Origin of the sequence: Amycolatopsis lexingtonensis, assembly GCF_014873755.1 — a bacterium.
Classification (GTDB): Bacteria; Actinomycetota; Actinomycetes; order Mycobacteriales; family Pseudonocardiaceae; genus Amycolatopsis; species Amycolatopsis lexingtonensis.
In genome coordinates, this window is sequence record NZ_JADBEG010000001.1 from 5937916 (window position 1) to 5951809 (window position 13894).

13 protein-coding genes are annotated in these 13894 nt (G+C 73.7%); 7 read left to right on the forward strand and 6 right to left on the reverse strand.

The window, feature by feature from the left end:
* Positions 1-142: 142 nt before the first annotated feature.
* Complete coding sequence (locus H4696_RS26690; protein ID WP_086856129.1) at positions 143-1216, forward strand: methyltransferase; 1074 nt, start codon at positions 143-145, stop codon at positions 1214-1216.
* A 114-nt stretch (positions 1217-1330) separates the two neighbouring features.
* Here H4696_RS26690 and folP read toward each other — a convergent pair whose 3' ends face one another.
* Positions 1331-2206, reverse strand: a complete 876-nt coding sequence (gene folP, locus H4696_RS26695) for a dihydropteroate synthase (protein ID WP_086856139.1) — start codon at positions 2204-2206, stop codon at positions 1331-1333.
* Between the two features lie 93 nt (positions 2207-2299).
* On the opposite strand from folP, the gene H4696_RS26700 reads away from it, so the two are divergent.
* Positions 2300-2956, forward strand: a complete 657-nt coding sequence (locus tag H4696_RS26700) for a rhomboid family intramembrane serine protease (protein WP_086856130.1) — start codon at positions 2300-2302, stop codon at positions 2954-2956.
* Here the strand turns inward: H4696_RS26700 and H4696_RS26705 are convergent.
* Both H4696_RS26705 and H4696_RS26710 read right to left on the reverse strand, forming a co-directional pair.
* Positions 2949-3446: a YceI family protein gene (locus tag H4696_RS26705; protein WP_086856131.1), complete on the reverse strand. Its 498-nt coding sequence runs from the start codon at positions 3444-3446 to the stop codon at positions 2949-2951. The genes H4696_RS26700 and H4696_RS26705 overlap by 8 nt on opposite strands.
* The gene (locus H4696_RS26710; protein WP_086856132.1) at positions 3443-4000 is read right to left on the reverse strand and encodes a hypothetical protein; all 558 of its coding nucleotides are present in this window, start codon (positions 3998-4000) and stop codon (positions 3443-3445) included. Before H4696_RS26710 ends, H4696_RS26705 begins: the two co-directional genes overlap by 4 nt.
* Before the next feature lie 110 nt (positions 4001-4110).
* Between H4696_RS26710 and H4696_RS51310 the strand changes: the two genes are divergently transcribed.
* Entirely contained in the window at positions 4111-6849 is a 2739-nt protein-coding gene (locus tag H4696_RS51310) for an ATP-binding protein (RefSeq protein ID WP_086856133.1), read from the forward strand.
* Here the strand turns inward: H4696_RS51310 and H4696_RS50905 are convergent.
* Positions 6836-6961, reverse strand: a complete 126-nt coding sequence (locus H4696_RS50905) for a hypothetical protein (protein ID WP_264086329.1) — start codon at positions 6959-6961, stop codon at positions 6836-6838. The genes H4696_RS51310 and H4696_RS50905 overlap by 14 nt on opposite strands.
* A 333-nt stretch (positions 6962-7294) precedes the next feature.
* On the opposite strand from H4696_RS50905, the gene H4696_RS26725 reads away from it, so the two are divergent.
* Positions 7295-8038 carry a trypsin-like serine peptidase gene (locus tag H4696_RS26725; protein ID WP_086856134.1) on the forward strand — a complete coding sequence of 248 codons (744 nt, stop codon included), beginning with the start codon at positions 7295-7297 and terminating at the stop codon, positions 8036-8038.
* 63 nt (positions 8039-8101) lie between these two features.
* On the opposite strand, the gene H4696_RS26730 is transcribed toward H4696_RS26725, so the two are convergent.
* Both H4696_RS26730 and H4696_RS26735 read right to left on the reverse strand, forming a co-directional pair.
* Complete coding sequence (locus H4696_RS26730) at positions 8102-8929, reverse strand: DUF11 domain-containing protein (protein WP_086856135.1); 828 nt, start codon at positions 8927-8929, stop codon at positions 8102-8104.
* Between the two features lie 177 nt (positions 8930-9106).
* On the reverse strand, positions 9107-9736 hold the full coding sequence (locus H4696_RS26735) for a TetR/AcrR family transcriptional regulator (RefSeq protein WP_086856136.1): 630 nt from the start codon (positions 9734-9736) through the stop codon (positions 9107-9109).
* Between the two features lie 87 nt (positions 9737-9823).
* Between H4696_RS26735 and H4696_RS26740 the strand changes: the two genes are divergently transcribed.
* From H4696_RS26740 to H4696_RS26750, 3 genes are all read left to right on the forward strand, one after another.
* A complete protein-coding gene (locus H4696_RS26740) occupies positions 9824-11530 on the forward strand; it encodes a TIGR03086 family metal-binding protein (RefSeq protein WP_192782554.1) in 1707 nt (568 codons plus the stop codon).
* Positions 11531-12124: 594 nt separating this feature from the next.
* Positions 12125-12706, forward strand: a complete 582-nt coding sequence (locus H4696_RS26745; protein ID WP_192782555.1) for a TetR/AcrR family transcriptional regulator — start codon at positions 12125-12127, stop codon at positions 12704-12706.
* Positions 12703-13890: a Glu/Leu/Phe/Val dehydrogenase dimerization domain-containing protein gene (locus tag H4696_RS26750; RefSeq protein ID WP_192782556.1), complete on the forward strand. Its 1188-nt coding sequence runs from the start codon at positions 12703-12705 to the stop codon at positions 13888-13890. Before H4696_RS26745 ends, H4696_RS26750 begins: the two co-directional genes overlap by 4 nt.
* Positions 13891-13894: the final 4 nt, after the last annotated feature.

Sequence of the window (13894 nt, forward strand, 5' to 3'; positions counted from 1 at the left end):
TACGCCACGAAGGCTAGGGTCGAAGGGTGACGAACCCCGTTCATGCCGCCGTCCTGAGCTAGTTCCCCGTCAGGACCTCCCGCACACCCGCCCGCTCGCGGGTGCTTCGACGTGCCCGCGGCAATGAACGGAAACCCTTTTCATGGCTTACCTCGTCGTGCCCGGCGAACCCGATCGCCGGCTGTTTTCCCCTCCCTCGCGCCATGCGGTCGCCGCGGACGACCGCCTTTCCGCCGCGGCCGCCCTGCGCATGGTTTCTTCCGGCGTCGCGCTGCTCTGGCGCGGTGACTACCCGGCGGCCCGGCGGCTCCTGGACGCGCTGGCCCGGCGCCTGCCTTCCCCGCCCCCGGATGACTTCGCGCGCTACCGGGCGGCCCGCGCCCACCGCGCCCGGCTCCTTTCGCTGCTGTACATACCGCTGGATCCGGGGTACCTCGTGCCCCTGCGCCGCGCTCCGGACGTCCGGGCGGCGTGCACCGACGTCTACGGCCCCTCGGACGTCCCCGCGGCCGTGCCGCTGCGGGAACTGCTCGGGGTGCTGAGCGCCGCCGAATGGCGCCGGACGGGCATCGCCGTGCCCGCGCTCGGCGCGCGGATCCACCCGCACTACGGCGTTTTCGCGCCGCTGCGGCCGGAGTACGTCGAGCTGGTCGCGCGAGCGCCGTTGCCGAGCGCGGAGCTGGCGTTCGACATCGGCACCGGCACCGGCGTGCTGGCCGCCGTCCTCGCCCACCGCGGGGTCGCGCGGGTGGTGGCCACGAACGCCTCGGCGCGGGCGGTCGCCTGCGCCCGGGAGAACCTGACCCGGCTGGGCTTCGGCGACCGCGCGGAAGTCGTGCGGACGGACCTGTTCCCGCCCGGCCGCGCCCCGCTGGTGGTGACGAACCCGCCGTGGCTCCCGGGCCGCCCGCGCACCCCGCTCGACCACGCGGTGTACGACCCGGGCCACCGCATGCTCCGCGGCTTCCTCGACCGCGCCCGCCGCCACCTGACCCCGGACGGCGAGGCGTGGCTGGTGCTGTCCGACCTCGCCGAGCACCTGGGCCTGCGCACGCGCGCGCAGTTGCTCGAGTGGATCGAGGCGGCGGGCTTGCGAGTGGTGGACCGGACCGGCACCCCGGCCCGCCACCCCCGCGCGCTCGATCCGGCGGACCCGCTGCACCGGGCCAGGGCCGCGGAGGTCACGTCACTCTGGCGACTCAGTCCCCGGCCCTGACACCTGCCCCCAAGCGCCCCAATGTGGCCTTCGGTGCGTCTGACGCACCCAAGGCGGCCTTCGGTGCGCAAGACGCAACCAAGGCCGCCTTGGGGCGCCCTGGACCGGGGCGGCTCAGTCCACAGTAGACAGACCGGCGACCGCCGCCACGGCTTCCCGCGTCTCGCGGACGTTGTGGGCGCGGAAGACCGCGGCGCCCGCGTGTGCCGCGATCGCCGTCGCCGCGAGGGTGCCCGCCAGGCGGTCGCGGGCTTCGACGTCGAGGGTCTCGCCGATCAGGTCCTTGTTCGACAGCGCGACCAGCACCGGCCAGCCGGTCGCCACCAGGCGGTCGAAGTGGCGGAGCAGCTCGAGGCCGTGGCGGGTGCTCTTGCCGAAGTCGAACGTCGGGTCGATGAGGACGCCGCCGCGCGGGACCCCGGCGGCGACCGTCCGCTCGGCCGCCGTGGTCAGCTCGGCGACCACGTCCGCGACGACGTCGTCGTAGCGCGGCCAGAACGGCCGTTCCGGGGTCGGCGCGGGGTACGGGTCGGTCCGCACCGGCATGCCCCCGACGTGGGAGCAGACGTAGCCCGCGCCGAACTCGGCGGCGACCTCGACCAGCTTGGGGTCGGCGCCGGCCCAGGTGTCGTTGAGCAGGTCGGCGCCGGCCTCGCACACCTGGCGGCCGACCTCGTGCCGCCAGGTGTCGACGCTGATCACCAGCCCGGGGTGGCGCTCGCGCACCTCGGCGACGAACGGCACCACCCGCCTGCTCTCTTCGTCGACGTCGATCTCGGGCCCCTCGCCCGCCTTGACGCCGCCGATGTCCACGATGTCGGCGCCGGCCGCGACCGCGCGGTCCACGGCTTCGCGGGCGGCGTCCTCGGCGAAGGTCGCGCCCTTGTCGTAGAACGAATCGGGCGTGCGGTTCACGATGGCCATGACCAGGGCGCGGTCGCCGGGCATGCGACGGCCCCGGAAGACCACCTCCGGCCGGTGTGACGTCATGACCTTCACCCTGCCAGGTCACGGCTGGGTCCGAAACGCCGCTCCGGGGCCCGCGAGCCGGTTATCCTCGGCGCACACCGAGCAGGGGGAACCATGAACGCGACCAGCGAGGGGCCGGCCCGCAGCGAAGCCGAGGCGATGATCGCCGAAGCCAAGAAGGCCCTCTGGGTGATGGTGGGCCTGCTGGCGGTGCTGTGGGCGGTGCAGATCGTCAACTCGCTCAGCGGCTACGACCTGAGCCAGGAGTTCGGCATCGAGGCGCGCGACCCGGCGTCGCTGCCGGAGATCTTCAGCGCGCCGTTCATGCACTCGAGCTGGGGCCACATCGAAGGCAATTCGGGCCCGCTGTTCGTCTTCGGCTTCCTCGCCGCCTACCGCGGGGTGAAGAAGTGGCTGGGCGTGAGCGTGCTGATCATCGTCGCAAGCGGCCTCGGCGTCTGGTTCATCTCGCCGTCGGACTCGATCACGGTCGGCGCCAGCGGCCTGGTCTTCGGGTACTTCGGCTACATCATCGTGCGCGGCCTGTTCGACCGGCACCCGATCGACATCGTGATCGGGATCGTGATGGCACTCTGCTTCGCCTACCAGTTCACGTCGCTGCTGCCGACCGACGAACGCGTCAGCTGGCAGGGTCACCTGTTCGGGTTCGCCGGCGGCATCGTCGGCGGCTGGCTGTTCCGCGACCGCAGGCCCAAGGTGGTCGCCGCCCCCGACGCGACGACCACCCTGCTCCCCAAGGACCTCAGCTAGGCGGCTCGAGCTCCGCTTCGACGTCGATCCGGACGTACCGGCCGATCACCGCGCGCGGCACCCGCATGCCGAGCGGAGCGCGGTCCAGCGTCCCCGTCGCGCGCACCCCGGTCGCGGTGACCGGCTCGACGGTCAGCGTCAGCGGGCACGACGTCCCGCGCAGCCGGAGGTCGCCGGTCACCTCCCAGCCGTCGCCGCGGCGCCGGACGCCGGTGGCCGTGAACGTCAGGTCCGGGTGGGCGCCGCTGTCGAGCAGGTTCGGCTTCCGCAGGTCGGCGTCGCGGCGGGCGTTCCCGGTCCCGAGCGCGCCGAGGTCGAGCTCGGCGTGGACGGCGGTCACGCCGCCGCCGGTGACCTCGACGCTCCCGGCGCGGACCGGGATCGTGCCGCCGACGCGGTTGAAGCCGAAGTTGCGGACCTCGAACGACGCCGTCGCCGTGCGGACGGTCCACGTCCCGGCGCGGAGCGCGGGAGCGGTGCGCGGGCTCATCGCGCACCCGCCGGCGACGGCAGGGCAGCGTGCGACACGCGGTGGACGTCGACGCGGTCCGGGCCGGGCAGCAGCGCCGGGTCCTCGCCGGGCAGCAGCTCCGTGGCCATGATCGCGTCCTGCACGGCCTCGATCGTGGCCATCGACGCGGTGAGCGCGACGACGACCAGTGACCGGTCTTCGGCGAGCAGGGCGTAGGTCGTCCCGACGCCCTCGAGGTCTCGGACGGCGGGCCAGATCCGCTCGCGGCCCGCGCGCAGCTCGGCGGCCGACTGCTCGGCGCCCCGGGGCCCGTCGAACCAGGTGAGCTGGGCGTACGCGGCCGCGGCGGACGCGGAGTGCACGTCGGCGACCCGGTAGGCGCCGGAGTCGAGCCAGGTGGTCCCGGCAGGCCGCCGGGCGGCGGCTTCGCCCGCGGTGGCGGCGTCGGGCCAGAAGGTGACGACGGCGCCGGCCAGGCCGCCGAGCTGGTTGAGCGTGCAGGCGCCGAGGGCGTCCGCGCCGAAGTCCGAGGTCCCGAGTGGACCCCGGAACTGGTGGATGGTGGCGTGCATGGGGTGCTCCTTCCGCTGTGCCGCCGACTCTCGCCCGCGACGGCGCCCGCGACATCAGTGCCAGTACGGAGAAGGGCACTGAAACCCGGCACGGAGGGGATACTGCTCGGGTGACGCGCAGCGAGCCGTTCGTCGGGCGAGCCGGTGCCGCGGCCGAGCTGCGCGCGTGGCTCGCCGCGGCGGCCGGGGGCACCGGCGCGCTGGTGCTCGTCGGCGGTCCGGCGGGGATCGGGAAGTCCCGGCTGGTCGAGGCGGTCACGGACCGCGAAGCCGTGTGGGGCCGGTGCGTCGACGACCCGGGCGCGCCGCCGCTCTGGCCGTGGCGCCGGGTGCTGCAGGCCCTGCCGGAGGTGGGCGCGGAGGTCTCGCGCGCGCTGGCCGAGCTGGACGGCCACGACGGCACCGACCTGGTCGCGGCCCGCTTCCGGTTCGTCGCGGTGGCCGCCGACGCGCTGGTCGCCGCGGCCGCGCCGGCCGGTCTCGTCGTCGTCCTCGAAGACGTCCACTGGGCCGACGAAACGTCGTTGCGGCTGCTGCGGCACCTCGCGGGCGAGATCCGGCGCTCGCGCCTCGCCGTCGTCGCGACCTACCGCGACACCGGCTCGCTCTCCGAAGCCCTGCCCGACCTGCTCGGGCGGCCGGGGACGGAGAGCCTGCGCCTGGAGCCGCTGACCGAACCCGACGTCCGCGCCTACCTCGCCGAGGTCGGCCGGTCCGCCGTCGACGCCGGGGAGGCGCTGCGGCGTTCGGGCGGGAACCCGCTCTACCTCAAGGCGGTCGCCCGCTCGTCGGCGACGGGCGGCGGCGAGGCGGAGCTGCGGCACCTCGTCCGCACCACCGTCGCCGGGCTCGACGACGGCGCGCGCGAGCTGCTGGCGATCGCTTCCGTGCTCGGTGAGGAGGTCGACGCGCACGTCGTCGCGGAGGTCGCCGGACGGCCGGCCGGCGACGTCGTCCCGGCGCTCGACCGCGCGGTGCGCGCCGGCGTGCTGCTGCCCGCCGAGGCCGGGTCCCGGCGGTTCGCCCACGCCGTCGTGCGCGACGGCATCTACGCCGACCTCGACCAGGGCGTCCGCGAGGACCTGCACGCCCGGGCCGCGGCCGCGCTGGAGCACCGCGCCGAACCGGGGGTCGTGGCCGGGCACTGGCTGCGTTCGGCGGCGACGCCGGACGCACTGGCCCGGGCGGCCGGGTGGGCCGAAGCGGCGGCCCGGGACGCCACCCGCACGCTCGCCTTCACCGAGGCCGCGCGCTTCCTGTCCTTGGCCCTCGACTGCCGTCGCCGCGCGGGCCTGCGCGACGGGCTCGCCGCTTTACTCGTCGACCTCGCGACCGCGGAATACCGGGCGGGCCGCTTCGCCCGCAGCTTCGGCCATGCGCGCGAAGCCGCCGGGCTGACGTCCGATCCGGCGCTGGCCGCCGCCGCGGCGCTCGTCGTCCGCGACACGTCGGCGCCCGACCTGCTGCCCGGGATGGCCGAGCTCACGGCGTCCGCGCTGGCGGCGCTCGGCCCCGAAGCGGACCCGGCGGTGCGGGCGAAACTCCTCGCGCAGGCCGCGGCCGTGGCGGCCGACTACGGGCGGGCGACCGAAGCCGTCAAGACCGCCGACGAGGCGATGGCCCTCGCGGAACTCTCCGGCGACCAAGAGGCGCGGCTCGACGCCGTCCGCGCCCGGCTGAAGATCCGCCCGACGGAGCTGCCGCTGGCCGAACGGCTGCGGCTCGGCTCGCTCGCCGTGGCACTCGGCGGCACGGGACGGCCGCTCGTGGCGCTGTGGGGGCACAAGTGGCGGCTCGACGCGGCGTTCGAGGTCGGCACGGTGCCCGTCGTCGACGCCGAGCTCGCCGCGATCTCCGCGCTGGCCGCGACCACCCGGCTGCCGCTGATCCGGTGGCACGAGCTGCGGCTGCGGGCGTCGGTGGCGGCCTACCGCGGGGCGTTCGCCGAAGCCCGCGCGCAGAACCGGCTCGCGAGCGAGCTCGCGGCGGCGGAACTGGCCGAAGACCGGTCCGCGGCCGGGATGTCGTTCGCGTTCGCGCAGCAGTTCGCCGACCTGGTCGGCGACCCGGCCGAGCTGCCCGCCGGGTACGAGGAGCTGCTGGCGATCGCGCCGCCGTTGCCGATCACGATCATCTCCCGGCCGCTCTGCGCCCTGCTCGACGGCCGCCGCGACGAGGCACGGGCCGGGTACGACGCCCTGCGCCCGCGCCTGCGCGACCCCGACTTCCTCGGCCAGTCCCCGGGTATCGGCCCGAACCTGCTGCCGCTGCTCGAAGCGTTCGAAGACGTCGAGACCGCGGAGTGGCTCGCCAAGCAGCTCGCCGACGCGCCGCCGGTCGCTTCCGGCGGCGCGGGCACCTTCTGCAGCGACTGCTCCAGCAGCTGGTCCGCCCGCCTGGCCGCGTTGCTGGGGCGGCACGACGAAGCCGTGCCGCTGCTCGAAGAAGCGGTCGCGTGGGACGCGCGCCTCGGCGCCCGGCCCTACGTCGTGCACAACCGCGTCCGCCTGGCGGCCGAGCTCCTCGCCCTCGGCGATCTTTCGCGCGCGGAAACCCTGGCGCGGCAAGCGGCGGACGAAGCCCGGCGGCTCGGGATGCCGGGCTGGCTGAGCGAGGCGACCGCGGTGCTCGACCGGGCGCGGACCGCGGCCGACCCGCTGACCGGCCGCGAACGGGAGATCGCGGCGCTCGTCGCCGGCGCGCTGAGCAACCGGCAGATCGCCCACCGCCTGGTGCTTTCCGAGCGCACGGTGGAAAGCCACGTCCGCAGCGTCCTGGCCAAGCTGGGCCTGGCCAACCGGACCGAGGTGGCGGCGTGGGCCCGCCGCCGGGGGCTCACCGCGGGCTGAAGGCGAACACCGCTTCGGTGAACTGGTCCGGGTCGAAGTCCATGGCCTGGTGCGCCTGGCCGTGCAGCGGCACGACGTCGGCGCCGGGAATCCGGTCCGCGACCGCCCGCACGGCCGGCCGGAGGTAGTCCGGGCTCTCCGTGCCGGCGAACAGCCGGACCGGGATCGCGATTTCGGCGAGCCGCCGGGGCCGGGGCGGCGATGCCCTCGCCCTCGCGCCGGATGGCGTACTCGGCGGCCGTTCCCCCCAAACGTCTTGAATGAGTCATTCAGGACGCCCGAAGACCTGAATGAGTCATTCAGGACGTTCGACGAGCCGGTCACCGGCGGCGGAGCAGGCCTGGCCGCGCGACTTTGCCGGAACCCTGGGCGCACCCGCTGTGAGGTCGCTGTGCATCCGCCGCCGTGCGCTGCCGATCCGGCCGACCTGTGGTGATCTGAAAGGGTGGCGATCAAGGTTCTCCGGCCGGCCGCGCTGGCCGTGGCGGCGGTGCTGGTGCTGGGCACCGGCTTGGCCGTCGGCGCGGACACGACCGTCGACGACGCCTACGCCGCCGGTTCCCCGCTCCCGGCCGCTTCGGCGGAAACCACCACTCCGGCGAAAACCGTTTCCCCGGTCGGCGCGTTGTTCGCGAACGGCGGCCATTTCTGCTCCGCGAGCGTCGTCCACTCGGGAACCGGCGATCTGGTGCTGACGGCCGCGCACTGCGTCCGGGACGGAATGGCGTTCGCGCCCGGTTATCACGACGGCGTCGCGCCACTGGGAATGTGGCCGGTGACCGGGACGACGGTTGCCGAAGGCTGGACTTCGTCGGCCGACCCGGATCTCGATTTCGCGTTCCTGACCGTTCAGCAGCCCGGGAATCCGGCTTCACTGGAAAGCCTCACCGGCGCGAACACCCTCGGCGTGAATCGCGGATTCGACCACCGGATCACCCTCACGGGGTACCCCGACACCACTGATTCCCCCGTCGTTTGCGACGGCACGACCACGCGCTCGGACACCTACCAGATGCAGGTCGCCTGCCCCGGTTTCCCCGACGGGACCAGCGGCGGCCCGTGGGTGACCGGCGGCGAGGTCATCGGCGTCATCGGCGGTTACCAGCTCGGCGGCGACACCCCGGACGTCTCCTACAGCGCCTATTTCGACGACGACATCGCGAAGCTCTACGCCACGGCCACGAGCTGAAAACGCGAACCGGGCCCGCGTCCCTGGCGGAGGACACGAGCCCGGTTCACCTCTCGCGAACCCTCAGCAGGTCACGATGAGCCCGGTGAGCGCCGAGCACGTCTTCGACGCGCTGTCGTTGGCGGCGTTGGGATCCGTCGGCGAACTCGCCGTCCGCACCGCGGTCGTGGTGTACGAACCGAGCGCGAGCAGGCCGCCGTTGACCGAGAACTTCGCCGTCGCCGAGGCTCCGCTGGCCAGCGACGCGACGTCGCAGTTCACGCTCCTCGTGGTGCCGACGTGGGCGCAGCCGGTGCCGCTGGCGTAGGACAGGCCCGACGCGTACGTGGCCACGACACGGATCCCGGTCGCGGCGGACGGGCCGTCGTTCGTCACGGTCACCGTGTAGTCGATGCGCGCGTTCAGCCCGCCGTGCCCGGTCGCGGCGAGCGCGACCTTGACGTCGGCCTGGGTCACCTGCTGGCCGACGGTCATGACCGGGCCGTCCAGGATGTCGAAGGCGTAGTTGTCGCCGACGAACTGGTGCTGCAGTGTGAACTGCCCGGGCGCGGCGGTGTCCTTGACCCGCAAGGTCCACACCGTGGTCCTCGTGCCGCCGGCTTCGAGGTCGCCGAACGCGGCGCGGTAGCTGCTGCCGGCCTGGAAGCAGCCGACCGCCGTCGTGTTGGTGCACGACACGACGTCGACGACGTCGGTGATCGCGGTGGGGTTCCCGTAAATGGCACCCTTCGCGAAGGTCACCGTGAAATCGCGGTCGTTGTGAATGGTCTGCGTGACGGTGAACGTCTGCCCCGGCACCACGCTCGTGGTGCTGACCGTGACGGCGCTCGAGGGATCGGCCGCCTGCGCGGCGGGTGCGATTGCGAAAAACGCCGTGGCCAGTGCGGCCACCGCGGACAGGATCGTGGTCCGTCGCCAGCTTCGTTGCATAGTCGTGATCTCGCTGTTCGGGTCCGGGAATGCCGCTATGACAGGTGGTGCGTGCTCTTTTCGGGGACGTCCGACGCTGTTCAGTCGCCCCGATCCCGGAATTCGTTACCGCCATCCGGCGGCCCCGCGGAGCCGCCGTCAGGACGGGCGCCAGCGGCCGTTCATCTCACCCGGGCGCGGCGGCGGGCCCGGCAGATCGGGCGCGCCGCCAGCGGCCAGCCCCTCGACGAGCAGCGCGAGGTAGCGCCGCCGCAGCTGGGTGGTGCGCTCCTGGTCTTCGACGCGGATGGCCGCGCAGCATTCGAGGACCATGCCGAGGTCTTCGGCGACGGCGTCCCGGCGCAGCCGCCCGGTCACGCGCGCCCGCTCGACCAGGTCCCGGGTCAGCTCGTTCGCGCGGCGGGCGTCCTCGCCCATGTCGGGCGTGGGGGTGAAGGTGCCGGCGAGGTGCACGGTCAGCGAGTGCACGTCGGCGTCCACGACCCGGCCGAGGAAGCCGGTGAGCGCCGCCCAGCCGTCGGGCTCTTCGGCGGCGGCTTCGGCTTCGCGGATGTAGGTGCGGAGGCCGTCGTGGCAGAGCCGGCAGAGCAGCACCTCCTTGCTCGGGTAGCGCCGGTAGAGCGCGCTGATGCCGACGCCGGCGCGCTCGGCCACGTGCGAGATCGGCGCCTTCGGGTCGACGAGGAAGACCTGGCGGGCGGCATCGAGGATGACGACGTCGTTGCGGGCGGCCTGGCCGCGGCGGCCGGGCAGGGCGGTCTCGGGCATGGCTCCAGATTAGCACTGGAACGGATCATTCCGCTCTGGTACAGTTCGGAACGAAGCATTCCGTTCCAGTCTTCCGAGGAGCCAGCCATGACCGTCCCCGCCATCCGCCCCTTCCGCGCCGAGATCCCCCAGGCCAAGCTCGACGACCTGCAGAACCGCCTGCGCGGTGCGCTGTGGCCGGACGACCTGCCCGCCGAGTACGGCGTCACGAACGAGCGGGTCCGCGCGCTGGCCGAACACTGGCTGGGCGGCTTCGACTGGCGGGCCTTCGAGGCGCGGCTCAACGCGCACCCGCAGTTCGTGACGGAGATCGACGGCGAGACCATCCACTTCCTGCACGTCCGGTCGTCGCGGCCGGACGCGACACCGCTGGTGCTGACGCACGGCTGGCCGGGGTCGATCGCGGAGTACCTGGACGTGATCGGCCCGCTGACCGAGCCGGAGTCGGCCGACGAGCCGGCGTTCCACCTGGTGATCCCGTCCCTGCCCGGCTTCGGCTTCTCGGGCCCGGCGAAGTCGGCGGGCTGGGGCACCCACCGCACGGCGGCGGCGTGGGCCGAGCTGATGAGCCGCCTCGGGTACGAGTCCTACGGCGCGGCGGGCAACGACGCGGGGTCGATGATCTCGCCGGAGATCGGCAGGCTGGCGCCGGACAAGGTCGTCGGCGTGCACGTCACGCAGCTGTTCTCGTTCCCGTCCGGCGACCCGGCGGAGATGGCGGACCTGAGCGAGGCCGACCAGGCCGCGCTCGCGCACCTCCAGTGGTTCTACGACAACATGTTCTCGTTCAACACGCTGCACAGCCAGCAGCCGCACACGCTGGCGTTCGCGCTGGCGGACTCCCCGCTCGGCCTGCTGGCGTGGAACGCCCAGCTGTTCGGCGAGCACCTGGACGCGGACTTCGTCCTGGCGAACGTGGCGCTGTACTGGCTGACCGGCACGGCGGGCTCGTCGATCCGGTTCTACTACGAGGACGCGCACAATCCGGCCCGCCCGGAGGGCCCCACCACGGTCCCGACGGCCCTGGCGATGTTCGCGGGCGACTTCCAGTCGATCCGCCGCTTCGCCGAGCGCGACCACGCGAACATCGTGAGCTGGAACGCGTACGACACGGCAGCGAAGGAGGGCGGCCCCCGCGACGCGGCCGGCCACTACGCGGCGCACGAAGCCCCGGAGGTCCTGGTGGCGGACATCCGCCAGTTCTTCGCGAGCCTGCGCCCGGCAACGCCGTGGCCGCTCCTGACCCAGTCCCACGAAGCCCTCCGCACGGCGATCGAGGACGTGCCGGACTGGTCGGCCCCGACCCCGTGCGCGGCGTGGAACGTCACCCAGGTCCTCCAGCACGCGGCAGGCGACCAGCTGGGCTACGCGGCCTTCATCACCGGCTCGGGCGGCCCGGACTTCGACCCGTTCTCCCCGTCGGGCACCCTCGCCACCAAGCCCGCGGACTTCCTCGAGCCCACCCTCGCCACCGCGGCAGCCGCCTTCGCCACGATCACCCCGGAAGCGACAGCGGTCCCCACGCCCCTCCCCCAGGGCGCCCTCCCGGCCCCGTTGGCCGTGGGCGCGGCAGCCCTGGACGCGGCGATCCACGCCTGGGACATCGCGATGGCTTCGGGCCGCCCGTCTCCGTTGACCGAGGAACTGGCGGAAGCCCTGCTCCCGGTGGCGAAGCAGCTGGCCGAACCCCTCCGCGGCTTCGCCTACGCCCCGGCCCTGGACGGCCCCGCCGACGACGACGCGGCCTCAGCCCTGCTGCGCTACCTGGGCCGCGATCCGCAGTGGACAGCTTGAACTCCGGGCCGGACAGCCTGCCGGGAACCACCGCGGTGGTTTCCGGCAGGCACACGCACAGGTCTTCCGCCCCCTGGCCACACCCACCAACGTCGCCACGCCAACCGCTCGCCCCACTACACCCGCCACACCAAGCGCCTGCCCCCACACGGCCACGCCCGCCACGCCAACCGCTCGCCCCCGCGACACCCGCCACGCCAACCGCTCGCCTCCGCCACACCAAGCGCCTGCCCCACCCGGCCACCACCGCCGAGGCCATCACGCCGAAACCCCGAGCCCGCCGCGCTCGCGGGTCGGCTGGCATTCCCGCCCCGGTCGCCCGGACAGCCCGAGCCCGCAGCCACCGCCCGCCAGCCGCGGAACCCGCCAGTACCGCGGCCCCAGCAGTCCGCCCCCACCGGTGCAGCCGCTCCGGCGGGCCAGTCGCCCCGGCGGCCTCGGGCCCGCGAGGCAGCCGCATCCACAACCAGGCCCACCGACCGCAACCATCACCCCAGAACTCCGCCCCCACCAAAGCCCCCACCCGGCCACCGGAACGCAAACCCGTCCTTCGTCGCCTCCCCTCTCCCCCGCCCCCTCGGTACCGTGTCCCGCATGATGCGCAAGGCGGTCGCCGTCCGGCGGGAGGAGATCGTGGGGGCCGCGCTCGGACAAATCCGTGAACGGGGCATCGCCGGAGTCCGGGCCGCCGACGTCGCCAAAGCCCTGGACGTCAGCACCGCGCTGATCTTCTACCACTTCGGCACCCTCGAAGCCCTCATCATCGAAGCCTTCCGCCAAGCCGCCGAAACCGCCCTCGCCACCCTCCGCGCCCAACTCGCGGAAGGCGGCCCCACCGAAGCCCGGCTCAACGCCGTCCTCACGCTCTACGGCCCCACGCACCCCGGCCACAACTGGCAGCTCTGGATCGAAGCGCAGGCCGCCGCCATGCGAGATCCCGAACTGCGGGGTGTCCTGCAACGGCTGGACCAGCGGTGGCGGGACGCCGTCGTCACCCTGATCACCGAGGGCGTGCGAACCGGGGTCTTCCGCTGCGAAGACCCGCGCGGGGCCGCCTGGCGGCTGACTTCGCTACTGGACGGCCTGGCCGTCCAGGTCGTCGCGAAGACGGGGTCCGTCACCGCCGCCGACTGTGCGCGGTGGGTCGAGCAGGCCGTGAAGCAGGAGCTCGGGTGACCGCCCTGCTCGAAGTGGCGTGGACCGATCCCGTCACCGGGTGCCGCGGGTACCTGGTGATCGACCGGCTCGTGCGGGGCGTCGCCAGCGGTGGGCTCCGGATGCGCCGCGGCTGCAGCCTCTTCGAAGTCCGCGGCCTGGCCCGGGGCATGACGCTCAAAGAAGGCCTCAACTACGACCCCGCCGGCCGCTACATCCCGCTCGGCGGCGCCAAGGGCGGCATCGACTTCGACCCGTACGACGAGCGCGCCCGCGACGTCGTCGCCCGCTACCTGCACGCCATGCGCCCGCTCATCGAGCAGTACTGGACCATGGGCGAAGACCTCGGGCTGCGCCAGGACGTCATCGACGGCGTCCTCGCCGAGATCGGGCTGCTCAGCCCCGTCCAGGCCGTCTACCCACTGCTCGAAGACCGCGAAGCGGCGACAGCCCGCCTCGCCGACGCCTTCCGGATCGAGGTCGGCGGGCTGGGGCTGGACGAGCTGGTCGGCGGCCTCGGCGTCGCACAGGCCACGCTGACCGGGCTCGAACTGCTCGGCCACACCGGACCGAGCCGTGCCGTCGTCCAGGGGTTCGGGTCGATGGGCGGGGCCACCGCGCGGTTCCTCGCCGAGGCCGGGCTGCCCGTCGTCGGCGTCTCGGACGTCCGCGGGGTCGTCGCCAACCCCGCCGGGCTCGACGTCGAGCACCTGCTGCGGCACCGCGACCGCTTCGGCGGGATCGACCGCGACCACCTCAAGCCCGGCGACGAACTCCTGCCGCCCGAAGCGTGGCTGGACGTGCCCGCCGAGGTGCTGGTGCCGGCCGCGATCTCCTACTGCGTCGACGCCGACAACCAGGCCAAGATCGGCGCGAAGCTCATCGTCGAGGCCGCGAACATGCCGGTCACCGCGGACGCCGAAGAGCTACTCGCCGCCCGCGGCATCCCGGTGGTCCCGGACTTCGTGGCCAACTCGGCGACCAACTCCTGGTGGTGGTGGACGCTCTTCGGCGACGTCGGCGCGGACGCCGAGGAGGCCTTCGGGAAGGTCCGCGCCCGGATGCGCGAGCTGGTCACCGCCGTCTTCGAGCTGGCCACCCTGGACGGCACGAGCCTGCGCGCCGCCGCCTTGCGGCTGTCCGAACGGAATCTCGAAGCCATCCAGGCCCGGTACGGCGAGGGAACGAATCCGCCCGCAAAGTAGTTGA